This window comes from Sphingopyxis indica (assembly GCF_032879645.1).
Taxonomy (GTDB): domain Bacteria; phylum Pseudomonadota; class Alphaproteobacteria; order Sphingomonadales; family Sphingomonadaceae; genus Sphingopyxis; species Sphingopyxis indica.
On record NZ_CP076394.1, the window covers coordinates 3801356 to 3824445 of the forward strand.

The following is a 23090-nucleotide window of genomic DNA, read 5'->3' on the forward strand; positions in this document are numbered from 1 at the left end:
CTTTGCGTGTCCGTCAGACGGTCCTCTGGCGGCCAGCAGGAATATGTCCGTTAACTCTGGACCTATAACGGCGATTCGGACAAGATCAGATAATGATGGGAAAACGGACAGGATTGGGCTGCATGTGGCGCTGATCGGCTATGCGCGCGTCTCGACGGCAGACCAGAAGCTCTCACTCCAGCTCGACGCGCTGAACGCTGCCGGTTGCGATCGGATATTCGACGATTATGCATCTGGAGCAAAAGCCGATCGGCCCGGCCTGGCCGAGGCGCTCAACTATCTGCGTACCGGCGACACGCTGGTGGTCTGGAAACTCGATCGTCTTGGGCGTTCGATGAGCCACCTGATCGAGAAAGTCGGCGAGCTGGCGGCGTGCGGCGTGGGTTTCCGCTCGCTCACCGAGCAGATCGATACCACCACGTCGGGCGGGATGCTGGTATTCAACATCTTCGGCTCGCTTGCCCAATTCGAGCGCGATCTGATCCGGGAACGCACCCATGCTGGCCTGCGAGCCGCGCGCGAGCGCGGTAGTCAGGGCGGCCGCCGCCCTGTCGTCACTCCCGACAAGCTGCGCAAGGCGCGGACGTACATCGCAGCGGGCCTAACTGTTCGTGAGGCGGCGGCTCGGCTCAAGATCGGGAAAACCGCCCTGTACAAGGCTCTGGAAAGCGCATGAAACCGCTGCCGATCCAGAACTCGTGGGTGCTGGTTACAGGGGCCTCAACCGGTTTGGGCAGGGCGTCAGCCCTCCGTTTGGCGGCATCGTACCAGGCCAAGCCCCTGATTGTTGGGCGAAGGCTCGACAACTTGCGGGAGCTACAATCTGAAATTGGCGAGCGGTTTAATGTCCCGTGCGAGATCATAGTGGCCGATCAACGTGAAATTGAGGGCAGGGAGAAGATCGCGGCCAAGGTTATAGAATTGAAAGTCAATGCGGCTTTCTTGGCTGCCGGGCTGACGAGCGCCGGTCCGTTTGATGCTAGCCGTGCCGACGCCTATGCCGAGGTGATTGGAACAAACGTAGCCGGCTTCACGGATTTGCTGGCCCGCCTGATTGCGATCTTCCGGCAGCAGCCGTTTGAATCCTCAATAATCGCAGTGTCGAGCCTGGCGGGCGAAACATCCGTACCCTTCCAAGCGGTCTACGGCGCGTCGAAAGCCTATGTGAGTACCCTCATGCGGGCACTTTCCGTCGAGCTTGCCGGGACGGGTGTGAGCGTTGGGTCTTTTGCACCCGGTGGCATTGACACCGATATGGCTGCCCTCAGCGATTTGAAGTGGGGGAAGTTTGGCTTGATGGACGTTGATCGCTGCGCGACCCTTGCCGTCGATGCTCTGGTTCATCGGCGATCCTTCGCCATACCGGGGATGGGCAACCGGCTCACATACTTGGCCAGCAGGGCTCTACCTCGATCGTTGATGAGCCGGCTTGCGGCCCTCCCATATCGGCGCCCGCAATGATCGACACATGCTCAAAGGATAGGTTGAACACGCCGTTGAGTACCTACAGGTAGCTTCCGCTGGCATTGTACCGGATTTGTTCGCCCTTAGCGTGCAGATACGTTACTTTCGTGTAGTCACCCCAATATGGGCAGGCGGTGGATTTCGTGCCGCGTGCCGGGCTGCACACGATCACGCGCGAGCAAATCCGCGCCGTGATGGCGCAACATGGTATTCGCGTGGCGGAGCTGCTGGGGCCGGGGGACCGGGGCCATGCCGATCATTGGCATCTGGCTTTCTATACCGGCGATCAGACTCGGCCGCTCGATCGCGCTCAAATTGTCGTCGCCAGAGCGGAACGCGGGGTAGGGGGCCTAACCTCGGCGGCCGTGCAGCCGATGGCCAGCTATGAGGCTGCGCCAGCTCCACAAGCCCGCGTCATGGCGGCTCGGCCGAACGCCGCGCCTATTTCCGTTGCGGTGAATTTCCGGCGCGACATGCTGCATCCTTCGCCTACCGATCCCACGGCGGACCCGCGATTTATTCCGCGCACAATCACCGCCAGCAATTGAAGCGACGGCGCGCTAGGCGCTCAATTCGGCAAGCCGGTGTGGGCGCTGATCCCCATCCCGGCCAGCTCCTCAATGAGCCAGTCTCGAAAGTCCGAAATGGATTTCGCGCCTTCGGCCCTCAAGGCGGCAACGTCTTCCTCTTTGAAACTCCAATCGTCCTTGCCGATGTGGCGCAAGGCGCGCCAAACGCAATGCTTCTGATAGCTGTAGATCGCGCAACGGAGATACCCGCGAACGATCTTTTCCATAGCCGCATCGTCATTGCGGTGGCGATCTAGCAATGCGTCAAGGTCGGCTACGGACGGATTGGGATCAAGCATGGTCGGCCTCGATCTGTAGGGCGAGCTGGGCGAGGCGATCGGGAGCAAGCAAGTCGTCGGCCGCAAGGTCGATAGCGAAGGGTTCGCCGGGTTCGGGCGGCCGTCGATCGGCGGCGAAAGCGGCAAGATAGGGTTGCGCCGCGTCGGTTTCGATCCAGCGCCAGAAGGCAGGCCCTTGGCCGAATAGCCCGGCCTCGAACATATCGAGCCGGGCTTGCGCGAAATCATCGCACATTAGGCGAAGTGGATCACGGCCGATTCAGTGGTCCGCCCCTGCGGGCGCACGACAATATCGACCTTGCAGCCAAGCCGGGTGAGCATGGCTAGAAGCCGCTCAACCGAGACGCTGCGGAACTGGCCTCGCAGGATGCGCGACAATTCCGGTTGGGTAGATCCCGTAACCTTGGCGGCGGCGATCTGCGTCAACTTCCGCTCCTGCATGGCCTCGGCCACACGGGTAACGAGCTGGGCTTTCAAAAGGTGGGTGTCGGGGTCGGCAAAGCCTAGATCGGCAAAGACATTGCCGCTGCCTTCCTCAATGATTTCGTCCTGTGCGCTCATGCTGTGCCTCGCGGGGTCTGGTGTTGCCGGTGATGCTCCTCGGCGGATTTCAGCCGCGTTCGGATCAAATCCATATCGGCCTGCGGCGTGGCCTTGCCCTGCTTGGATTTCTTCTGGAAGGCGTGCAGGACATAGACCGCCTCCGCGAATTTGACCGTATAGACCGTGCGGAACGTATCGCCTTGGTGGTCGTCTATGATCTCGACCACGCCAGCGCCGCCAAAGCCCTTCAACGGCTTAGTGCTGGCGTGCTGCCCGCCTTGCTGCGCAAGGTGCAGGGCATAGCCCATTACGTCCTGCACATCGTCCGGGAACTCCCGAAAATCGCGCTTTGACGATGCCACCCATCGAACCGGCCGTTCCGTATCCATCGCGGCTATTATGCACAAATATACATAGCCCGCAAGCGGAAATTATGCGCGTATGTGCATATTGCCAGCTCGCTATGCCGATTGAGGCGACCGCGATCGGGGCGGCTCAATCGAGCGCCCTGCGCGACGAATGTATCAACGCCGGGGATGCAGGGCCGTAATTTTATGCTAGAGGCCCGGCGCGGCCCACGCCCCCCAATTTGTGCGGCCGTCCACTTCCGACGATGGCCCGCAAGGACTAGCCATCGTCGGAAGACCAACAAACAATCTAGCCGATGCCACGCGCCGCCCCTGTCCGGGCAGGCGAGGGCTGCTTGCCGTTGTAATAAAATTACTGCTCAATCTGGCCCTAGTTGCGCGTGCAATTTCCCTATTGTTGAGTCATCGTCCTCCCTACAGCGACCGAAAGGAGGACTAGGCTATGGTTGATTCTTCCAATATCTATCGAGAGCAACAGAAAGCGGTTGCCCTAGAGTTCATGGAAAAAGCTCTTGCGATACTCGTTGAGGTCGATGATTCAGCCGCAGATTGTTATCTGCAACAATCAATAGATACGTGCATGGCGTCACCGCGCATGACATTTCCCGAAGATGAATTTTGGGATTGTGTTGATGAATTGCCACATTTGACCGATCGCGTCTTGTTCCTGCATCGGCAGAACGGGGTCGGTACATAGAACGGACCCAGATATACGCTAAGGTTTCGCCGGACCTTCGACGGCGTGCATCTGGCGAAGCGGCCTGAGGGCGGACGATGGCGCATCGGGGTCGGTCCAAAGATAATCGCCGGTGAGGTTGATGTGCTGCCATCCGAGCGGCGAAAGGTGTTGCAACAGGTCCGGCGGGACCGACCGGCCGAGACTGGCAAGATGCATGCGGGCGGCTTGCAGGTAGGTCGTGTTCCACAGGACGATAGCACCGGCGACGAGGTTTAGCGCGCTCGCCCGATGGGTCTGGGCTTGCAGGGCGTGATCACGGATGCGGCCGATCCGGTGGAAGAAGATGGCGCGTTTCAGAGCATTTTCGGCCTCACCCTTGTTGAGTTCGCGGGTTGCGCGGCGCCGCTGTTCGGGCTGCTCGATCCAGTCGAGTGTAAACAGGGTGCGCTCGACGCGGCCGATCTCGCGCAGTGCCAAGGCCAGGCCATTGGCCCGTGGATAGGAGCCGAGCCGTTCCAGCATGATCGATGCACTCACGACGCCGGTGCGGATCGAGGTGCCCAAGCGCAGCACGTCGTCCCAGTGTGCGGCGATCAGGGCCTCGTCGATCCTGCCCGCGACCAGCGGCGCGATATCTGGGCCAGGTTCGATTCCGTTGAACAGGTGAAGCCGGCGCGCGGCGATGTTAGGGATGCGCGGCGCGAACCGGAATCCAAGTAGATGGCATAGCGCAAACACATGGTCGGAAACGCCCCCACCATCGACGTGATGCTCCTCAATGTGCAGATCGGCACCATGATGGAGCAGCCCGTCCAGCACCTGCGCCGCCTCGCTTGCGGATGCGGAGATGACGGTGGAATGAAACGGCGCGTAGCGATCCGAGACATGGCTGTAGAAGGAGACAGCAGGCTCCGCCCCCTTGTGCGGATTGACTGCGCCGGTCGCCTGAGCACGGCGATCAAGCAGGAAGTTCTGACCGTCCGAACTGGACGAGGTCCCGGACCCAAACAGGGCGGCGAGCGGCGCGGTGTGCTGGGCATTGACCAACCGGGCGAGAGCCCTACCGTAGGTTTCCTCGCGTAAATGCCATGAGGCGAGCCAACTGAGTTGGCGTTGGGTCACGAGATCGCAGGCTTCTGCCATGCGCTTATGGCCAAGATTGGTCGCATCGGCGAGCACCGCCGTCAGGATAGCGCGGGGTTCATCGGCAACCCGACCGCTTTGCAGATGCGTGAAGCACTGGCTGAAACCGGTCCATCGATCGACTTCAGCAAGGAGATCGGTGATGCGGATCGCGGGCAGATGGGCGTAGAGCGGCGCAAGGGCGCTATCCGCTTCATCCGGCGTGACCGCCTTCAACGGCGAAATCCGCAGCTTGCCAAGGCTGAGTTGTACGTCTTCCAGCGCGTCCGTCTCCGCCTTCCGCTCGACCTCTGCCAATCTCCGGGCGAGACGGGTACGCCGTTCGTCCAGCCAGGCACTGGCCGTATCGGGTGCCGGGATCGGCAAAGGGCCGGCTGCGCGCATGGTGGCAAATACCGGACTTGGAATAAGCTGTTGCTCGACGGCACGATAGCGTCTGCTTCCCTCGACCCACATGTCGCCGGCACGAAGCCTGTCACGAAGCTCGACTAGGACGCAAAATTCATAAACTCTGCGATCGGGAATGCCGGGGCCGATCGCGCGACGCCAGGCCTGCCGAATGAAGGCAACTGGTGTATCCGGCGGCAGTTTTTTCAGGCGACCTAGATGAAGGTCGCGCATGATAGCGACTGCTCGCGCGAGCGTATGGCAGGCCGGGACCGCTCCGAACGTGAACGAGGCGATGAACAAGGGACCGACCTGTCGGAGAACGGGGTAGTTGGTTGCGGCGACGGTAACGGGATCGACGGCATCGGGGCGGATCAGCTTGCGGGCTTCATCGACTTCACGGCCAAGATCATCCCATCCAACTACGGCCTCGACCGCGGCGCCGATGTCGCCGCCCGACACCTTGGCAGTGAGCAGGGCATCGCCGAGCCGGGCAAGTAGCCGGATCTTACCGTTGATGTTGCGCCGGTCGCGCTTGAGCGCTGTGTCTGCGCTGTTCTGCTCGCGCCGAAACATCTGACCCAGCAGGCGGTCGAACATCAGCACCGCATCGTCGGTGAGCGTGACGATGGTTTCGAGTACGGTTGCCGCCAGCGTCGCACGGCGCCGCGTTGCTTGCAGCGTTCGGACATGTTGCGCCGTCAGCCGAGCCCCTTCCTGACAGAGGCGTCGCAGGCGTTCAGGATGTATGCCTGCCGCGATATCGGGATCGATCCCAATATCGCGCAGCAGAGCTAGCCGCCGGATGATGACGGCGAACGTCTTGCGACCGGGCTTGCCGGGCGGCTGCCGCACCCATCCGAGGCCGCTGAGGTTCGTGCCGGCGTGAGGCAGAAGAAGGGCATCAAGCAGACGGCGTTGCCCAGTCTCCAGCCCTCGGGTCAGATGCTCGGCGACATGGCGCTCGGCGTCGAGCAGCGCCTGCGCAACCATCCGTTCGACCGAACTGATGCCAGGTACGATGATGCGCCGTCGTCGGCACTCGCCTAGTAGCGACCGTGCCAGCCCAGCCCCGCTGGTCGTCGTCAGCGCAATCGGCAGCAGCCATTCCTGCAACGCCGCTCGCAATGGCCGGCTGAACTGTGTGAACCCAAAGCCCTCGCGCAGCGCATCGAGCTGTTCGTACCGGGTCGGGCCGCGCGTCGCATAATCGGCCAGGGCTCTGTTGCAAAGATTGGCGGCAGTCAGAGGTAGGCTGTCGCTCTGCGCCGATCAGGCGGCTGCTGCGAAATGGTGGTTGAGCATGCCCATGGCCTCCGTCAGCGCCGAGGGCCCAATGCCAAAAGCTCTCTCCACAAGGCGCACCTCGCCCCTGATGCCGGGCTGCAGGCACCAGGGGCGAGCCTGTCCTTTGCGCAGGGCTCGCATGACTTCGAATCCCTTGATCGTGGCATAGGCCGTGGGGATCGATTTGAAACCGCGCACCGGCTTGATCAGTATCTTGAGCTTTCCGTGATCGGCCTCGATCACGTTATTGAGATACTTCACCTGCCGGTGGGCCGTCTCCCGGTCCAGCTTTCCTTCGCGCTTCAATTCGGTGATCGCTGCACCATAGCTCGGCGCTTTGTCGGTATTGAGCGTGGCAGGCTTTTCCCAGTGCTTCAGGCCTCGCAGGGCCTTGTCCAGGAACCGCTTCGCTGCCTTGGCGCTGCGGGTCGGCGACAGGTAGAAATCGATCGTGTCGCCCCGCTTGTCGACTGCCCGGTACAGGTAGGTCCACTTGCCCCGCACCTTGACGTAGGTTTCATCCAGGCGCCAGCTCGGATCAAAGCCACGCCGCCAGAACCAGCGCAGCCGCTTCTCCATCTCCGGGGCGTAGCACTGGACCCAGCGATAGATCGTCGTATGGTCGACCGAAATGCCGCGTTCCGCCAGCATTTCCTCAAGGTCGCGATAGCTGATCGGATAGCGACAATACCAGCGCACCGCCCACAGGATCACATCACCCTGGAAATGGCGCCACTTGAAATCCGTCATCGTTCCGTCCGTCCAATCTCCGCCAAGCATGCTCAAGCTTCACGATTTTTGCAACAGAGCCAGCCAGCGCGATCCCGGCCGGAACCGTCAGTACGCCGTTCGTCGCGAGAGACATAGCAAGGAGGATGACCGCTACGCTGGAGTGCGCGGCCCAGGTCAATATCGCCCCAATCAGGACGATGAAGACGATATGCGACGAAAGGCCGACCAGGAAGTCCCTTGCTCCCTGCGTCGCGGTGAGCGGCTCGACTATCGTCAGGAACTGGTGAAGGGCTAGCAGGATGAGGCCAAGGCCGATGAAGACACGACCGAAATCCCGGGCTCCCGCGCGTGTCCGCCGGAAGAGCAGGTATCCGATAAGCACCAGGATCGGCGCGGCGAGCGACACGTCGAACGAGAGCAGTTGAACGATGAGGGTGGTGCCGACATTCGCGCCCAGCATGATCGCGAGGCCCTGCCCCAGGGTCAGCATGCCGTCGGCCGCGAATCCCGTCGCCATCAGTCCCGTAGCCGTGCTGCTCTGCAGCAGCGCCGTTATCCCCAGTCCGGCGGCGAACGCTGAAAATCGATTTTGCAGGCGGTGTGCCAGGAACGTGCGCAGCTGCGGGCCAAGCGCGCGGAGCACCCCGCTTTGGACCATATGAACACCCCAGAGCAGTAGCGCTGCCAGTCCGGCTAAATCCAGCAGGGTCAATGTGATACTCGTTGTTCGTCTCCGTTGCGATTGCCGTTCTCGTGACATCCCTATGCCATCGATTGCCCTGTGTCATGACGTTGCACCGGTATGAACATCGCGCGCCCGGTCCTCCGGTGCGGGTAGGCATCGACGCGTTAAGGGCGCGCAACGTTGAGAACACCACATATAGGTTGAGGTTGTCAGCCTAAGACCGGTGCCCCTCAGTCCTCCGCGCCCGTGTTCGATTTTTGCGAACACGGTGTTCGAAGCAGCCTCAGGCAGTTCGTTTCAACTAGCTGGCATCGGCTCAGTCTGCCGCAGATCGCGAACGACACACTTATTCATCGCGACTGTTCTGTTTCAGGCAACTCCGAGATCGCAAGCCGGCGCCCTGCATCGGTTCCGAAGTGCCGATATCGTGCCGTCCGAACCATTCAATGCGACGTCCCGTCTTCAAGACAATGGCGTTGGAAACAGCTCGTCTTGGCTCGCCCGGGACGGACTTGAAATAGGATCGATAATGCGACGGTCTCTCCTGCCTTCCGGTTTCTCCCTCACCGCCATCGCGCTGGTTGCGCTCTCCAGCAGCGCGAATGCCGCGACCTGCGACGGAAGCAAGGACGTGCTGCTCCTTCACGGAAAGGTGCTCACTGTCGATAAGAATAATAGCGTGGCCCAGGCCATCGCCATTCGTCACAACCGGATCATTGCTGTCGGAACCGATCACGAGATCATGGCGCTCCGGTGTGAAGGAGCTCGCATCGTCGACCTCCACGGGCGTACCGTCATCCCCGGGCTGACCGATGCGCATATCCACGCTATTCGTGGCGGCCAGAGCTTCGATTTCGAGGAACATTGGAACGATATTCCAACGCTCGCGGACGCCCTAAGGAGCCTCTCCGACGAAGCCGCAAAGCGACCTGCCAACCAGTGGCTTCTTGTCGGCGGCGGCTGGCATCCCGACCAGTTCAAGGAAGGTCGGGCACCGACATCCGACGAACTGACGAAGGCGGTCCCCGACCATCCCGCGATGGTCGAGTTTCAATATGATTGGGCGGTCCTCAACCGGAAGGGCATCGAGGCTCTCGCCCTTGCAGGGCCCTCGCCCACGCTACCCGCCGGCGTGACAGTTGAACGCGATGCGGCTGGTAGGCCGACCGGGATGCTGCGGGGTGGGATCGGACCTTTCTCCAATCTGCTCGCGCAGCTCGCCAGTATCAGCCGGGAAGACCGCAAGGCGTCACTGGTCAAGTTCCTCGCGCGCTTGGGTCAGTACGGGGTAACGGGCGTCGTCGATGCCGCCGGCGGCGGCTCTGGCGAGGAGGTGTACGATCCCGTCATCCAGCTCTGGCAGGAGAACCGCCTACCCGTCCGCGTCGCATACCGGGTCTCGGCGCAAACGCCGCAGAACGAGCCGGCATGGTATCGTCAGACCCTCGCCTATATGCCGCCAGCGTTCGGGGACGATAAACTCCATTTCGCCGGGCTCGGCGAGATCGTCGTTTTCGGGATGAACGACGCGACGCGGTTGACCCCCGGGTTCACTCCTTCGGCCGAGGCGGAGGATCGCTTCTACGAGATAGCGCGTTGGGCCGCCGCCCGAGGATACATGCTGGAAATTCACGCTTATACCGACGATGCGGCAAATCACATTCTCGACGTCCTGGAGCGCGTCGCAAAAGCACATCCGATCGACAAACTGCGCTGGGACATCGCGCATATCTCTACAGGGACGCCCGAGACCTTCGCACGCATGAAAGCGCTTGGGTTGGCCTACAATATCCAGCAGAACCTCTATTTCGAGGCGCCGCAGCTCAAGGACGACCCCAGCACCGCCACCACCGTGCGGTTCGATCCGCCGACCAAGCTCGCGCTCGATGCCGGACTGATTGTCGCCGGCGGCACCGACGCGACCCGCGTGTCTCCCTACAATACGATGCTTGCGATCGAATTCCAGATCGACGGCCGCGCCATTGCTGGCGCAGCGCAGCGCGATGCGAATCTTGCCATATCGAGGGAACAGGCCCTTCGCATGTACACGATCAACTCGGCCTGGCTAGTTCGCGACGACGACAAGCGTGGATCGCTCGAGGTGGGCAAACTCGCCGATCTTGCGGTGCTCGACAAGGATTACCTGACGGTGCCGGTCCGGGAAATCGGCTCCATCCGGTCGGTGCTGACCATGATGGATGGAAAAGTGACTTACGCCGCCGGCCCCTATGCAGCACTTTCGGTGCCCGACCGAAGCAGCGACTGACGAGTGCGATGGGACTCGAACGGCCGGGCGGGCTCCCAATGCCCTCTCCTTCCTCAGTTCCTGACGAGACCTGTGCAAAGCTCGTCAGCGCAATCGGGACGAACGATTTCGGCCCAACGCTACTTGCGTTGCTCGAGTCCACCTGCGGCGCCGACCATTGCGCCGCGTTGACCTTTGATCAGAGCGCCACGCGTCGCATCATCGCGTTGAGTTCGGATGGATCGGACTCCGCCTACAGGAGCATCGAGCTCTACATCGACCGCAACTATACTGCGCGGGACAAGGCGATTTTGGAAGCCCGGCGATCTGGCTGCGGGAGCCCCCCTTCGTTCGCGATTATCGACACCGATACGATTGACGATACCGAATTTCGAGACGTGATGTATCGGCGCACGAATATCTGCCAACGCGCGCTAATTGCGACCAATGCACTCGACCAGGGATTTGCCATCTCCGTTCTTCGCACCCACCGTGCCGGACCATTTCCCCAGTGTGCTGCTGACTGGCTTCAATCGCATGCAGGCTTCTTGGTCGCATGCATCAGGAAGCACTACGAGTTCCAGCTGGCACTCTCGCGCGCCGTGCCAGATCTGTCGTCGCTGCCGGAAATAGAGCATGTGATAAGCTCGTCGAGCGTTCGGCTGCCGAGGCGGGAGCTGCAAGTCGCCGCGCGCACGATTTATGGAGTCACCCAACTCGGAATAGCGCTCGAGCTGGGCATCGGAGAAGAGAGCGTCGCAACCTATCGCAAACGAACTCTCCAAAGGCTGCGGATCGCAACGCGGCACGAGCTGCTTCACTGGTATCTGAAGCTTTGGCAAGGGCACACCAACTTGGGATGACCCGGCGGCTTAGCCCTCCCCTCCTCGCCTGACCTGCACCACTTGGACTTCCATGTCACTGGTCACCCCGATCCTGTGTCCCTGGCGGCCCAGACCTGATTGTTTCACCCCACCGAAGGGGAGGTCCCTGGTGGTTCCGACATGGTGGTTCACCCATGCAAACCCGGCATCCAGCCGCGCCGCGATTGCGGCCCCGCGATCAAGATCCTCGGTCCAGACAGATCCCGCCAGCCCAAAGCGCGTGGCATTTGCCCGTTCAACTACCTCATCGACATGATCATAGACCATGATCGGCAAAACGGGCCCGAATTGCTCCTCGTCGACAAGGCGCGCCCCGGCGTCAATCCCCGTCACGATGGCCGGACTAACAAAATACCCCGGCCGATCCAGCCGCTTCCCTCCGGTTGTAATACGAGCACCCGGATGCCGCTCGGTTTCTGCGAGGAGCCCGAGAACCCGGTCGAGTTGTGCACTATTCTGGATAGGTCCGACTTCGACCCCAGGCTCGAATCCGTCACCGATTTTGCACTGATCAGCCATCGCAGTCATGCGGTCCGTCACAGTCTGCAATTTCGATCGCGGAACAAAAAGCCGCTTTACCGCCATGCAGATTTGCCCGGACAGTCCAAACGCCGCCCAAAAGAGCTTTGGAATTGCTTCGTCGAGGTTCGCATCGTCGAGGACAATCGCGGCATCATTGCCGCCTAGCTCGAGGGTCAGCCGCTTGAGAGTCCCGGCTGCCGACATCATCACTTTGCGGCCAGTCTCGATCGACCCGGTGAAATTGATCTTGTCGATCCCTTCGTGCCGGCTCATCCACGGACCCAGCTCATCGGATCCAGCTATGACGTTCAGAACGCCAGGCGGGGCACATTCGTAGAGATGCTCTGCCATCCTTAGGGTCGCCAAAGGCGTGAACGGAGACGGCTTCAGAACAAGCGCGTTGCCGGCAAGGATCGCCGAGGCGATTTTCGGAGCCGCGAGCACGAGGGGCATGTTCCAAGGCGTGATCGCCCCGACCACGCCCATGGGCTTGTAATGAACCTGCGAGCTTTGCCCCGGTATCTCATGGATCCGCTCAGGCCCGATGTCGATCGCGCCAATCTGCAACATGAAGGCGGCAGCGCGTTCCACTTCGGCATTGGCAGCAGCAAGTGGCTTTCCTTGTTCCAGGACAAGAAGCGTCGCGAGCTCATCTTTTTCATCCAGAAGGCGCGCCGCCATGGCCTCGATCACCTGCCGGCGCTCCTCAACCTCCGTTCGCCGCCATCTGGCGAAGGCATTTCGTGCGCTCCCAACCGCATGATCCAGGAGTGCTTCGTCGGCGCGGGGCGATCGCGCGAAGCTTTGCTCGGTTGCCGGATTTATGATGCCAAAGCTCATCGGTGCGGGCATCAGTTCGCCATTCACGACCTGGTAGAATGGCGCATCCAGGCGCGCGACCGAGGAGATGGACGTCGAGAAAGACGGCGCGGCCACCTACTTGCCGCCCGTCACAAGAAGGGTTTGGCCCGTCATGAAACCCGCGTGCGGTCCTGCCAGGAACAGGATAGGGCCGACCACATCGTCCACCCTCGCGATACGCCCCATCGGAACGCCCTGTTTGAAGATCTCCGGGTCCGCTGCGGAATCTTCATATGTCGAGCGTCCGGTACCGCCCTGGTGAAAAGGCGTGTCAACCGCGGAAGGCGCGACGGCATTTACGCGAATGGAGGGCGCGACCTCGATCGCGGTCGCCTGTGCGAGCATGAGCAATGCCGCTTTCGAAACCGCATAGGGCGCATGTTGCGGCACAGGCCTCAGGCCCATGGCGGATGCGACATGGACGATCGCGCCGCCTCCTGCCTTGGTGAGCAGGGGTAGCGCCGCTCTTGTGATCAGAATTGCCGAGCGCAGATTTCCACCGATGATCTCGTCCCATTCCTCGAGCCCGATTTCATCGACCGGCGCGAGCCTATTGCGGAAGCCCACAAGGTTCACCAGGACGTCGATTCCATCGAAGAGCGTATCGATTGCCCTGAACGCTTCCTGCACACTGCCCTCGTCCGTCGCATCTATTGCTCCGGCATGCATGCCCGGGAGGTGAGGCTTGCTCGCTATTGAGGTAGCTAGGTCGAGCGCGGCAACCTGGAGCCCGAGGCCAAGGGCGACATCACTCAGGCGGTAGCCGATGGCACCGAAGCCTCCGACGATCACCATGCGGGATCCCCTGGGCGGAGCCAGTCGAGAATAGTCTGTCACTGGCGCAAATCCGTAAGGCTAAGCGAAGATGGTTGCGCCCGGGGCCAGCTGCGCCCGCGAGCCCTCCCCTCGTCGAATTTTCTCAAGCGCACGTCTTGCTCCTGCCAGGGCTGTTGGTCCGCTCCATCATCCCGTTCCCGGACAACCAGTCTGTCCCCGGTTTCCGGGACAGACATCGGCATGATCGCAGTCTCTTTTGCCGAAGATCGGTGTCGTTGAGTGCGCACGAACGGCGAATGTGTCTGCATTAGAGGTCAGCCTCACGGGCGAACGCAGGAGGAGCTAGCGAAATGGGGCAATCGAGCCCATTATCGGAAGGCGACGCCAACAATCGGCGTCGCCTTCGCGACGAGCTTGCCGCGCTCAATTGCGCGATCCACCAGCCTGACGATCCGCCACTTTTCACCCGCGAGCCCGCCTCCCCCATGCGGCCGGTTCACTGGAAATGGGGGGATCTTGCCGCTCTCCTCGAGACGCTCGGCCACGAGCTCGATCTTGAACGGGGCGGCAATCGACGCACCCTTCGGTTGACTAACCCCGGCTTGCCCTACGGCACCACGCCCACATTCTGGGGTTCGATCCAACTGATCCTCCCCGGGGAGGTCGCGACCGCGCATCGACACGCAGCGTCTGCCCTTCGCTTCATCATCAAAGGCTCCGGGGCATTCACTACTGTTGAGCGCGAGCGCTATCCGATGAATGAGGGCGATCTCGTCCTTACCCCGAACTTTATGTGGCACGACCATGAGCATCGCGGTGAGGCGCCTATGATCTGGCTCGACGTGCTCGATATCTCCCTCGTTCGTTCGCTTCACGCGACGTTCTTTGCCCCCTTCGAAAGCGACCTGCAGCCCGTCAGCAAACAGCCCCAGCGCTCGTTCCAGCTTTTCGGCAGCGGCATCATGCGTCCACCGTCAGCATCGACCAATGGTTCGAACCCGCTCCTCGTCTATCCGGTGAACCGGGCAATGGCGGCACTGCAAGCCGCTGGCGAACTGGATGGGGATCCCGATCTCGGCACGGTCCTTGAGTATCAGAACCCGCTGACCGGAGGCCCCGCCTTAACTACTCTTACGCCGGCACTGCAAGCGCTGGCGCCAGGTCATGCCACCCGATACCGCAGGATGACCGCGTCGAGTCTCACCTATGTCGTTGCCGGAAAGGGTACGAGTGAAGTCGGTGAAAGTCTGTTCGACTGGGGGCCGGGGGACTTCTTCGTGATCCCTCCTTGGGCCTGGCACCGGCATCAGAACCTTGGGGGCCATCGGGCCGTCTTTTTTACGGTCAGCGACGCCGCCGCGCATCAGGCGCTCGGCCTATACCGTGAAGAGCGACATCGCGGTTCAGGCCGCCCCGGAGGCCGCTAATATGAAAATCGCTGTTTTCGACGAGAGCCGGGTCGGGTTAGTCATCGACAACCACATCCATGACGTAACAAGGGTCGTTCCGGGAGCGGGCCATGGGGATGGGCCCGATGACTATGTGAACAGGATGATCGCCGACTGGGCGAACCTCCGGCCCAAGCTCATAGACGAAAGCGAACGGGCCGCCCCAATCCCGCTCGAAAGCGCCTTGCTTGATGCGTCTAATCCGGCGCCAAGACAGATTGTCGCCGCCCCGACCAATTATCGAAAACATATGGTTGAGATGGGCGACCTCGCAGTCACTCCCAAAGGGAAAACTGCCGCAGAGCAAGGCGTCTTCTTGAAGGCCCCATCCTCCATTACCGGTTCCACCCGCGGTATCGAACTGCCTCGGGGGTCGACGAGGCGCTTCGACCATGAGTCTGAGTTGGCGGTCGTTATCGGCCGTGAAGCCCGCAATGTCGGTAGGGCGCAGGCAATGGACCATGTTTTCGGCTATACCTGCTTGATCGACGTAACGATGCGGATTGACGGAACGCGCTCGGAAGAGCGGTCGATGCGCAAATCCTTCGACACCTTTACTCCAATCGGCCCATGGATTGTGACCGCCGACGAAATAGCCGATCCGCACCAACTCAAAATCGAACTCTTCGTCAATGGCGAGAAGCGGCAATCTGCTAGCACCTCGGAGATGATCGTTGGTATCGCCGAACTGATCGAGATCGCGTCCTCCGTCATGACGCTTTGGCCCGGCGATATCTTGGCGACCGGGACCCCGGAAGGAATTGGTCCTCTTGCGGCTGGCGACATTGTAGCGGTAGAGATAGAGGGCATCGGCGCACTGCGGCTGGCCGTCAGAACCAGCGATCAGCAGCCGCCGTGGCTCTTCTAACCCCCGTGATGGCACCCGCCCTGTGCAGCCCGGACTGTATGGCACCTAGCCTCCGCGCTTTTCGATCATTTCGGCTTCTGCGCGAAGGTCGTCGGGAACAGAGAGTGCATCGTCTGGTGGTCGCCCGGAACCTTGAAGGGTTCATTCCTTACAAACCCCAATTTTCGCACCCGTTCCGCTGCTGGCCTCGCGTCAACAGTTTCGAACCAACGTTTCAGGTTCGGATAGGGGGCCAGTGCGTCAGCTTCCCCCTTACGAATTCTGGGAGCGCGGTCGATCCAGCCCCAGGCGGACATATCGGCGATCGTATAGTTGTTGCCGACGATGAAGTCGCGCGCCTCTAGGCGGTCGTCCAGCACCTGATAATGTCGCTCGGCCTCTCCCCTGAAGCGCTTGATTCCATATTCATTGCCCTCGGGCGCGATGAACTGGAAATGCGTCGCCTGCCCCGACATTGGTGCCAGCCCCGACGCTAGAAACAGCAACCAAGAGAGCAGTCGGGGCCGGTCGTCCTCTTCCCCGAGATACTTTCCCGTCTTCTCCCCCAGATAAAGGAGGATGGCCGTCGAATCGAAAACACTGACCTCCTTGCCGCCGGGTCCATCGGTATCGACAATGGCCGGGATCTTTCCGTTAGGATTGATAGCGAGAAACTCCGGCGCGTGCTGATCACCCTTTCGTATATCGGTGGGTACGATCTCATAAGGCAGCCCGGCTTCTTCCAGAAAGAGTGCAACTTTTGCTGGATTGGGGGTTGGGTGAAAGTAGAGGCGGATCATGAGGAGACCTCCAGGTCAGTTCGAATTTCTGTTTCCGGATCGCAAGGCGTCTTGCCGGCGGCGTCCAGGAAGCGGCGCTCTTCGTAACGCGACACCAGCTTTAGGGGCGGAATCCCCGCGCCGTGCCTCGCGCATCAAAGTCACCGCACCGGCTTGCTTGGTTGCGTTGCGACGAAGTCGGCCACCGCTGCAGCCAGCTCCGGCTTCAGTCGGGGTACAATGATCGACATGAGCTTGCCGCGATGACCACGAATTTGCTCCCAGTTCCGCAGCTCATTTTCGACATAGGCCGGATCCTGCGCGGCAAGGTTGGGAAAGTCAGGCCGGATTCCGGTTGCGGTCGCGCGATGACACGCAGCGCAGGCCGGCAGGTCGTCATCGGCTCGGCCATGAAGGAATACCTGTTCGCCCAATTTCACGCGGGATGGATCGCGCGCCTTTGACGGTTTTCGCCAGATTTCAGCGTACCAGGCGGCGACATTCGCCCTGTCATCGTCGGAAAGACTCCGTGCGATCGCCGCCATCACCGCGCTCTTGCGGTGATTGGGGGCTCCAGGGGGCGCTGCGAATGCCACGAGCTGTTTTTTCAAATATTCAGGATATTGTTCGCTGAGGCTCGGAACGCCCGGCGCGCCGTCTGCGCCAGGCCCTCCGTGACAGGCGGTACACTTGGCATCGGCGACCAGAGCGCCGAGCTGGGGGTCGCCACCGAGGTTGCGATCGTCCGTCGGGCTGGATTGCGAGCAGCCCGCCAGCGCCGCTGCAGCGAACAGAACTGCCCACGTCTGCCGCATCACCCCACCCGATAGTTGGCGGGCTTGTCGGCAACCACGGGATTACTAAGGACGCCCAATCCCGAAATCTCGACCTCGACACGGTCGCCTGGCCTCATGTGGACTAGTCCGGGAGTCTTGAACGGGCCGTACTGGCTGGAAAGGTCACGCCCCTCAACATCATCCTCCGCCGGCGGCAAGGCGCCCGGCGTACCCATTGCGATCATGTCTCCTGGGTGCAGCCGATAGCCCTGCGACAGATAGGCGACCGTCTCGGCGACGCTTACCAGCAGATCGTCCAGGCCCGACCGCTGCCGGACAACGCCATTCACGCGCGTCTCGAGGCTCTGCTTCGCCGGATCGCCAAACTCGTCCGCGGTCATCATCCACGGTCCGTAGCTCCCCGAAGCTTCGAAGTTCTTGCCTAGACCAAATTGGCGGTTGTGAATCTGATACTCGCGGACGGAGCCTTCGTTGACGATTGTATAACCGGCCACGTGGTCGAGGGCGCGTTCGACAGGAATATGACGTCCAGGCTTTCCGATCACCACGCCGAGCTCGCCCTCATAGTCGAAAGCGCGCGCTACGGATTCAGGAGGCGCAAGGAGCGCCTCACCGCTTCCGACATAGGAGGAGGCAATCCGCAGGAAGAGGTGCGGATACTCGAGCGACGTGGTCAGGCCGGTCTCAGCGATGTGCGTCTTGAAGTTGAGCGCGAGCGCCCACAGTGCATTGGATCGCCCGAGAAAGGGGCGGAGCCTTACAGCTGAGAGCGGCCGACCTGGCCCCGCCGCGGCGAGGAGGCTCCCGAGCCGACCTAGAGCGCCATCGAGGCCCAACAGACCCGAGATATTCGACGGTAGGTCAGGGGCGAGCGATGCGACCGAATGAAAGGTTCGCCCGTCGGCCGATACGCCAAGGGCACGCTCGGTGGTTGCATCTTCATATGCGAGGAGCCGCATCGTATTTCCCTTTACTTGTTGGCGGATCCGATCACGGCATTCAAAGCCGCACTGATCACCGCGACATCGACCGCGGAAGGTGCGCCGCTGGCGCCGATCGCACCAACCACGCGGCCATCGATCTTGATCGGTAGCGAACCCGCCGCGGGTAGCATCGGGGCGCCATATCCCAGTGAACCCGCATTGCCCCATACCTGGGGGTTCTCCTGAAAGCGTTGCGCGAGGCTGTCACCCGGCTGTCCACCTGTTGCCGCTGTGGCAAAAGCCTTGCCGCGCGCGATCTCGATCGTGACTGGGCCTGCACCGTCCATCCGTGCGGAAGCGACAAGGTGGCCTGCGGTATCGACTATGGCGAATGAGAGGGCATGACCTACCCTTTCCGCCTCGGCGATGCCCGCTTCGATAATATTCCGCGCCATCCGGCTGCTCACCAGATACTGAACGATGCAGGTCGTATCGGATTCCATGATCAAATCTCTCCATGACGAACGGGTAAGAGTTTCGAGGAGCGCCCAAGCGCCGAGGAAGCGAGCACCCCGAGCAGGGCGACAAAAGCAAGTGTGGTGAAAGCAGCCGTGACCGAGGCGCCGAGTCGCAGCATCTCGCCCACCGCGATCGGACCGATAACCGTTCCGACACGGCCGACGCCGAGCGCCCATCCGACGCCTGTCGACCGCGCGGTGGGCGGATAGGTGCCGGCTGAAACCGCGAGCAAGGTGCCGCCAGCTGCCGAGGTGGCGAAGCCCGCGCAGATAGCGAGCACGGCAAACAGACGGGGCGCGTCCGTCAGCAAGCCTAACAAGGCGATCAGGCTTCCGGCCGCGACAAGGCTCGCCACGAGTGCACGGGGCGCGTCACCGCGGCCGAGCAGGAAGCCTACCACCAATGTTCCGACGATGCCGCCGCCGTTGATCAGTGCGAGCATCGAGGCGGCGTCGGGCCCGCTCCAGCCCGCGCGCTGCAAAAGACCGGGGAGCCAGAGTGCAGTGACGACGATCGTGGACCAGGTCATGAACGACGTAATCCAAAGAAGGACCGTCGTTGCGCGGATTTCCGGCGTGAACAGCGCGCTCACCGGGGCCACTTGCTCGTGCGCCACTTCCCGTGATTCCGGAAAGACAAGCGCGATCCATGCGAGTACTGGAAGTGGCGCTATGGCGCCGATGACGAAGATCGCATGCCACCCATGTGTCGGCAGTATTTGACCGGTCGTGAATGCGCCCACCATGCCGCCGAGCGGAACCGCGGCCCAAAGCATGGTAACCGCTTTTGCTCGCAGTCTCTGCGGGGTGAACTCACCAACCAGGCTGATGAAATTCGGGCTCGCGCCGCCAAGCCCGAGCCCCGTCGCGACCCGGCTCAGCAATAGAATTGGGAGCGTGCCCGACAGAGCGGTTGCGAGAGTGCCGAGCGCAAAAAGCCCGGTGGTTACGAGCAGCATCTGCTTGCGGCCGAACCGATCACCGAGCGCGCCGAACAGGAAGGCTCCCACAAGGAACCCTACCTGCGAGGCGCCAAGCACCGAGCCCATCGTGTCAGGCTGCAGACCAAGCTCCTTAGCGATGGCGGGGATCGCCGGACCGATCGCTTGCGTGTCGAACCCGTCAAGAAACGCAACAACCGCGCATCCGATGACGACCCAGCGCGCCAGCCCAGTCTTCGCCGGCCCGGCGGCTACACCATCCGCCATGTTCAGGCGCCCGGCCGCAATGACCGGGAGATCTGCGCAAGCCGCGACGCGTCGAACAGCGCTTTGGGCAGCACCCCATGAACCGCCTTGGCGGGATTGTTCCGATAGACGCTGCCTGTTTGGTTCGAATATTGCGTGATCCGGAAGCTGCCGGAGATGCTCGCGAGCGCGTAGATGTCGGCCTCCGAAAGGCCGCTTGCGCGCGACAGCCAGGCCATCATCTGTTTCAGCGAAGCGATGAGAGCGTCATCTACGGTGTTGCCGTATCCGAGCACGATCCAGGCATCATGGGTCTCGGCGATCGGCGTCGTCAGAGGCACCTTTTTGTGCAGGATATACTGGATCCTCAGATCCTCCATTGCCGTCTCGATCGCGGTCTGGTCGACGACTCCGTCACCCTGCGCCGCATGACTGTCGCCAGTCCATAGCCGGCCTCCCGGAACTTCGACGCCGAGAAACAGCGAACTGCCCTCCTGAAGGTCGCGAAGCGAAATGTTTCCGCCATAGCGGCCGCTGAGAATGCCGCTCACCGGCTTGTCGCCGGCGGGCTGCACAGCCATGACCGCCTGGATCGGCGCGAGTGGTATGCGCACACCCGACGCAAATTGAGCGAAACGGCGCTCGGGGTCCATCTTCAGATAGTGGAGATAAGGTTTGTCAAAACCGTCTGGCAGCGCCCCCATACCATGCGGCCAGGAGTTCCAACCCCAGTCGATTGGCTTTAGGCGGATCATCCGGCACTCAATGACGTCGCCAGGCTCCGCGCCCTTGACCGCGACCGGCCCGATCAACGAATAGGGCCCGGCCGGGTAGCGCTTGCGGATCGGCTCGCGCGCATCGAAGGCCATCCCATATTTAGCCTCGTTCGCCCAATTCACCCAGGTATTCGGGTAGTGGACGATGTCGCCGCTTTCGATCTCGAGCACGATCGGCGTCGCCGGATCCATCTCACCCACTTTCACGGTCTGATGGGTTGATGGAAGCTCATGGACGCGTCCGGCAGGATGCGGCGCCGCCGCATGGCCCGTCGCTCCTGCGAATGCGGGTGAGGCTGCGGCCTGGACAAACATGGCGGCTCCGGCGCTCCCGGCAAGGATCGCTCTGCGGCTGATCCCACGTCGGTCGAGCTCTGCGCCGAGCGCGTCTCCATCGACTCCGTCAACCGCATATGCCCGATCGAGATTCTGCGCTGCTTGGTGGGCGGCCAGGTGCCGCGGACACGGATCCTGCACGGGACAGCAGCAATCGATCAACTGCGACATTATCATCCTCTCCTTTGCGGATGCCTTTGGGCGCGACGCCTTGGTTGGCTCGCCTGTCGCCCTTCTTGCGGGAAAGCGCCCGCTTCGTTGTTACCGAATCATCCGCTTTTCCAAACGGACACCAAAGATCGGACTCTTCGATCAGAGAGAGGACAATGAGGCATCCTCCTTGCACGGAGGGCCAGCTACCGTTCGGGACCAACCGGAGATTCCCGACATGTTGAAGATATGGGGCCACCCGGCCGCGCCGAACGTAGCAAAGGTCCTCTGGACCTGCGGTGAGCTAGGACTCGAATTTGAGCTCATCCCCACCGGGGGGCCGCATGGGGGTCTCGACAATCCGGAGTATCGTCGCCTCAATCCGAACGGCCGCATTCCAACACTGGACGACAATGGATTCGTCCTTTGGGAATCGCATGCCATCATGCGCTATCTCGCGCGACGCGAGCGGGCCGAGGAGCTCTATCCGGTGGAGGCGCGAAGCGTCGCCCGTGTCGATCAATGGCTCGACTGGCAAGGATCCCATCTTGCCCAGGCGGTTCGCGACCTCGTACGCATGACAATAAAGGCGACAACCCCGCCGGCGAAGGACGCCCTCGCCCGCGCAGAGGCCGAGGCAGACACTCACTTCGGAATGGTCGATGCGCTGCTTCAGGAGCAGCCCCACATCGCTGGCGATGCCTTCACCCTGGCTGACATTCCGATCGGCGTCGCTGTATATCGCTGGACGACACTTCCGGTTGCCCGTGCGAAGCTGCCGGCGCTCATGGACTGGTACGAGCAGGTCGTATCGCGGCCCGGAGCCGAGTTCCTCTCAGCCTGAAGAGGCCTCATCATCCTGATGGGTCTGTCGGCGGAATTCGCTTGGGGAGACTGCCATATGCTGTGCGAAGAACCTCGTGAAATTGCTGTGCGCGGCAAACCCAAGCTGGTCCGCGATCTCAACGAGCGTCTCTCCACCCATGCTCAGGCGCCGAGTCGCCGCCTTCATGCGCATGTGGTCGATATAATGCTGTGGCGAGGCGCCCACGCACCGCCGAAACTGCTCGAAGAAATGCGATCGAGATAGACCGACCATCCGTGCGATTTCGTCGATCCGCGGATTTTCGAAGGCATGCTCGTGGATGTAGTTGAGCGCCTTGCGGATACGAAAATCGATCGGTCGTCTGCTCGTCGTTGCCGTGCGCTCGACGTCTGCGGCGATATAGGCGCGGATCACAGCATCGATGAGATCAAGGATCATTTCTTCGCGGTCCGCGGCATCCACCATGCCCCTTGAAATCGCAGCTGCCAGCCGTTCCGCCTGGATCCGGACATTCTCCGTCATCTGCTCGCGTAGCTGCGGGAAAATAAGGCCTGCTCGAAGGCCCTGGGCTTCAAGAACCCGGTCGATCCAATCGGTTTCGATGATGAGCGACAGAATCATCGTAGGTTCGCCATCGTTGGCGAGCTTTAAATGAGGCACCCACGGATTGAAGAGCAACACCGAGCCGTCGTCGAGGGCCAAGGTCTCGGTGCCGGATTTAAAGAAAGTATCGGCACCGCCTAGCATGAAAATCATGTTGAACTGCTGATGGGCGTGCTCGACGAGTGCACGGTCGGTGATATTGACCGTCGCACGACCAAAGTCACCTGAGACGATCCAGATCGGGGTCTGTTGATGCGCCATGCATTTATCCCTTCCTGATCGGCGCCGTTTTTTCTTGTAAGCCTAGCTCCATCGCCAACCATTTCAACAATCCAATGCGATTAGGGCGATTTTCGGACAGTTCGGTAAGCGCCCGGAGTTCCTGTCTACAACGAACCCGACGAGACGACCCATAAGGCGGCCACAGCCTCGAGCGCCCACCCATAAGCCCGGCG

Annotated in this window: 24 protein-coding genes and 1 pseudogene; 9 read left to right on the forward strand and 16 right to left on the reverse strand. The window is 61.5% G+C overall.

Annotation, left to right across the window (positions count from 1 at the left end):
* Positions 1-124 precede the first annotated feature (124 nt).
* The 3 genes from KNJ79_RS17875 (at position 125) to KNJ79_RS17885 (ending at position 2012) form a co-directional block, all read left to right on the forward strand.
* Positions 125-676, forward strand: a complete 552-nt coding sequence (locus KNJ79_RS17875; RefSeq protein ID WP_317152081.1) for a recombinase family protein — start codon at positions 125-127, stop codon at positions 674-676.
* The gene (locus KNJ79_RS17880; protein WP_079640190.1) at positions 673-1461 is read left to right on the forward strand and encodes an SDR family NAD(P)-dependent oxidoreductase; all 789 of its coding nucleotides are present in this window, start codon (positions 673-675) and stop codon (positions 1459-1461) included. Before KNJ79_RS17875 ends, KNJ79_RS17880 begins: the two co-directional genes overlap by 4 nt.
* Positions 1462-1598: 137 nt before the next feature.
* Complete coding sequence (locus KNJ79_RS17885) at positions 1599-2012, forward strand: hypothetical protein (RefSeq protein ID WP_317152082.1); 414 nt, start codon at positions 1599-1601, stop codon at positions 2010-2012.
* Between the two features lie 20 nt (positions 2013-2032).
* On the opposite strand, the gene KNJ79_RS17890 is transcribed toward KNJ79_RS17885, so the two are convergent.
* The 4 genes from KNJ79_RS17890 to KNJ79_RS17905 are packed head-to-tail and all read right to left on the reverse strand — an operon-like array spanning position 2033 to position 3264.
* Positions 2033-2332: a hypothetical protein gene (locus KNJ79_RS17890; protein WP_013041567.1), complete on the reverse strand. Its 300-nt coding sequence runs from the start codon at positions 2330-2332 to the stop codon at positions 2033-2035.
* A complete protein-coding gene (locus tag KNJ79_RS17895) occupies positions 2325-2567 on the reverse strand; it encodes a hypothetical protein (RefSeq protein WP_013041566.1) in 243 nt (80 codons plus the stop codon). Before KNJ79_RS17895 ends, KNJ79_RS17890 begins: the two co-directional genes overlap by 8 nt.
* Complete coding sequence (locus KNJ79_RS17900) at positions 2567-2893, reverse strand: helix-turn-helix domain-containing protein (protein ID WP_006964370.1); 327 nt, start codon at positions 2891-2893, stop codon at positions 2567-2569. The genes KNJ79_RS17895 and KNJ79_RS17900 overlap by 1 nt, the downstream gene beginning before the upstream one ends.
* The gene (locus tag KNJ79_RS17905) at positions 2890-3264 is read right to left on the reverse strand and encodes a type II toxin-antitoxin system RelE/ParE family toxin (RefSeq protein WP_013041565.1); all 375 of its coding nucleotides are present in this window, start codon (positions 3262-3264) and stop codon (positions 2890-2892) included. The genes KNJ79_RS17900 and KNJ79_RS17905 overlap by 4 nt, the downstream gene beginning before the upstream one ends.
* A gap of 421 nt (positions 3265-3685) precedes the next feature.
* Here KNJ79_RS17905 and KNJ79_RS17910 point away from each other — a divergent pair, with 421 nt between their 5' ends.
* Complete coding sequence (locus KNJ79_RS17910) at positions 3686-3940, forward strand: hypothetical protein (protein WP_013041563.1); 255 nt, start codon at positions 3686-3688, stop codon at positions 3938-3940.
* A gap of 18 nt (positions 3941-3958) precedes the next feature.
* Here the strand turns inward: KNJ79_RS17910 and KNJ79_RS17915 are convergent.
* The 3 genes and pseudogenes from KNJ79_RS17915 to KNJ79_RS17925 all read right to left on the reverse strand — a co-directional run.
* Positions 3959-6670: pseudogene (locus tag KNJ79_RS17915) on the reverse strand (Tn3 family transposase); the annotation flags it as partial.
* A 54-nt stretch (positions 6671-6724) separates the two neighbouring features.
* On the reverse strand, positions 6725-7489 hold the full coding sequence (locus KNJ79_RS17920; protein ID WP_015449415.1) for an IS6-like element IS6100 family transposase: 765 nt from the start codon (positions 7487-7489) through the stop codon (positions 6725-6727).
* Positions 7455-8183 carry a Na/Pi symporter gene (locus KNJ79_RS17925; RefSeq protein ID WP_317152083.1) on the reverse strand — a complete coding sequence of 243 codons (729 nt, stop codon included), beginning with the start codon at positions 8181-8183 and terminating at the stop codon, positions 7455-7457. Before KNJ79_RS17925 ends, KNJ79_RS17920 begins: the two co-directional genes overlap by 35 nt.
* A 502-nt stretch (positions 8184-8685) precedes the next feature.
* Between KNJ79_RS17925 and KNJ79_RS17930 the strand changes: the two genes are divergently transcribed.
* Both KNJ79_RS17930 and KNJ79_RS17935 read left to right on the forward strand, forming a co-directional pair.
* On the forward strand, positions 8686-10422 hold the full coding sequence (locus tag KNJ79_RS17930; protein ID WP_317152084.1) for an amidohydrolase: 1737 nt from the start codon (positions 8686-8688) through the stop codon (positions 10420-10422).
* Between the two features lie 8 nt (positions 10423-10430).
* Entirely contained in the window at positions 10431-11264 is an 834-nt protein-coding gene (locus KNJ79_RS17935; RefSeq protein WP_317152085.1) for a helix-turn-helix transcriptional regulator, read from the forward strand.
* A gap of 9 nt (positions 11265-11273) precedes the next feature.
* Here KNJ79_RS17935 and KNJ79_RS17940 read toward each other — a convergent pair whose 3' ends face one another.
* The gene (locus KNJ79_RS17940) at positions 11274-12743 is read right to left on the reverse strand and encodes an aldehyde dehydrogenase family protein (protein WP_317152086.1); all 1470 of its coding nucleotides are present in this window, start codon (positions 12741-12743) and stop codon (positions 11274-11276) included.
* On the reverse strand, positions 12744-13463 hold the full coding sequence (locus KNJ79_RS17945; protein WP_317152087.1) for an SDR family NAD(P)-dependent oxidoreductase: 720 nt from the start codon (positions 13461-13463) through the stop codon (positions 12744-12746).
* 332 nt (positions 13464-13795) lie between these two features.
* On the opposite strand from KNJ79_RS17945, the gene KNJ79_RS17950 reads away from it, so the two are divergent.
* A complete protein-coding gene (locus KNJ79_RS17950) occupies positions 13796-14872 on the forward strand; it encodes a cupin domain-containing protein (RefSeq protein WP_317152088.1) in 1077 nt (358 codons plus the stop codon).
* Between the two features lies 1 nt (position 14873).
* Positions 14874-15761, forward strand: a complete 888-nt coding sequence (locus KNJ79_RS17955) for a fumarylacetoacetate hydrolase family protein (RefSeq protein ID WP_317152089.1) — start codon at positions 14874-14876, stop codon at positions 15759-15761.
* Positions 15762-15826: 65 nt separating this feature from the next.
* Here the strand turns inward: KNJ79_RS17955 and KNJ79_RS17960 are convergent, their stop codons facing one another.
* The 6 genes from KNJ79_RS17960 to KNJ79_RS17985 form a co-directional block, all read right to left on the reverse strand.
* Positions 15827-16540: a glutathione S-transferase family protein gene (locus KNJ79_RS17960; protein ID WP_317152090.1), complete on the reverse strand. Its 714-nt coding sequence runs from the start codon at positions 16538-16540 to the stop codon at positions 15827-15829.
* 140 nt (positions 16541-16680) lie between these two features.
* A complete protein-coding gene (locus KNJ79_RS17965) occupies positions 16681-17334 on the reverse strand; it encodes a c-type cytochrome (protein WP_317152091.1) in 654 nt (217 codons plus the stop codon).
* Positions 17334-18275 carry a fumarylacetoacetate hydrolase family protein gene (locus KNJ79_RS17970; protein WP_317152092.1) on the reverse strand — a complete coding sequence of 314 codons (942 nt, stop codon included), beginning with the start codon at positions 18273-18275 and terminating at the stop codon, positions 17334-17336. The genes KNJ79_RS17965 and KNJ79_RS17970 overlap by 1 nt, the downstream gene beginning before the upstream one ends.
* 11 nt (positions 18276-18286) lie before the next feature.
* Positions 18287-18742, reverse strand: a complete 456-nt coding sequence (locus KNJ79_RS17975) for a GlcG/HbpS family heme-binding protein (protein ID WP_317152093.1) — start codon at positions 18740-18742, stop codon at positions 18287-18289.
* A 2-nt stretch (positions 18743-18744) separates the two neighbouring features.
* Complete coding sequence (locus KNJ79_RS17980) at positions 18745-19965, reverse strand: MFS transporter (protein ID WP_317152094.1); 1221 nt, start codon at positions 19963-19965, stop codon at positions 18745-18747.
* 2 nt (positions 19966-19967) lie between these two features.
* Entirely contained in the window at positions 19968-21227 is a 1260-nt protein-coding gene (locus KNJ79_RS17985; protein WP_317152095.1) for an acetamidase/formamidase family protein, read from the reverse strand.
* Positions 21228-21444: 217 nt separating this feature from the next.
* Between KNJ79_RS17985 and KNJ79_RS17990 the strand changes: the two genes are divergently transcribed.
* Positions 21445-22050, forward strand: coding sequence for a glutathione S-transferase family protein (locus tag KNJ79_RS17990; RefSeq protein ID WP_317152096.1), 606 nt, complete (start codon positions 21445-21447; stop codon positions 22048-22050).
* On the opposite strand, the gene KNJ79_RS17995 is transcribed toward KNJ79_RS17990, so the two are convergent.
* A complete protein-coding gene (locus KNJ79_RS17995) occupies positions 22042-22896 on the reverse strand; it encodes a helix-turn-helix transcriptional regulator (RefSeq protein ID WP_317152097.1) in 855 nt (284 codons plus the stop codon). The genes KNJ79_RS17990 and KNJ79_RS17995 overlap by 9 nt on opposite strands.
* Positions 22897-23090 lie beyond the last annotated feature (194 nt).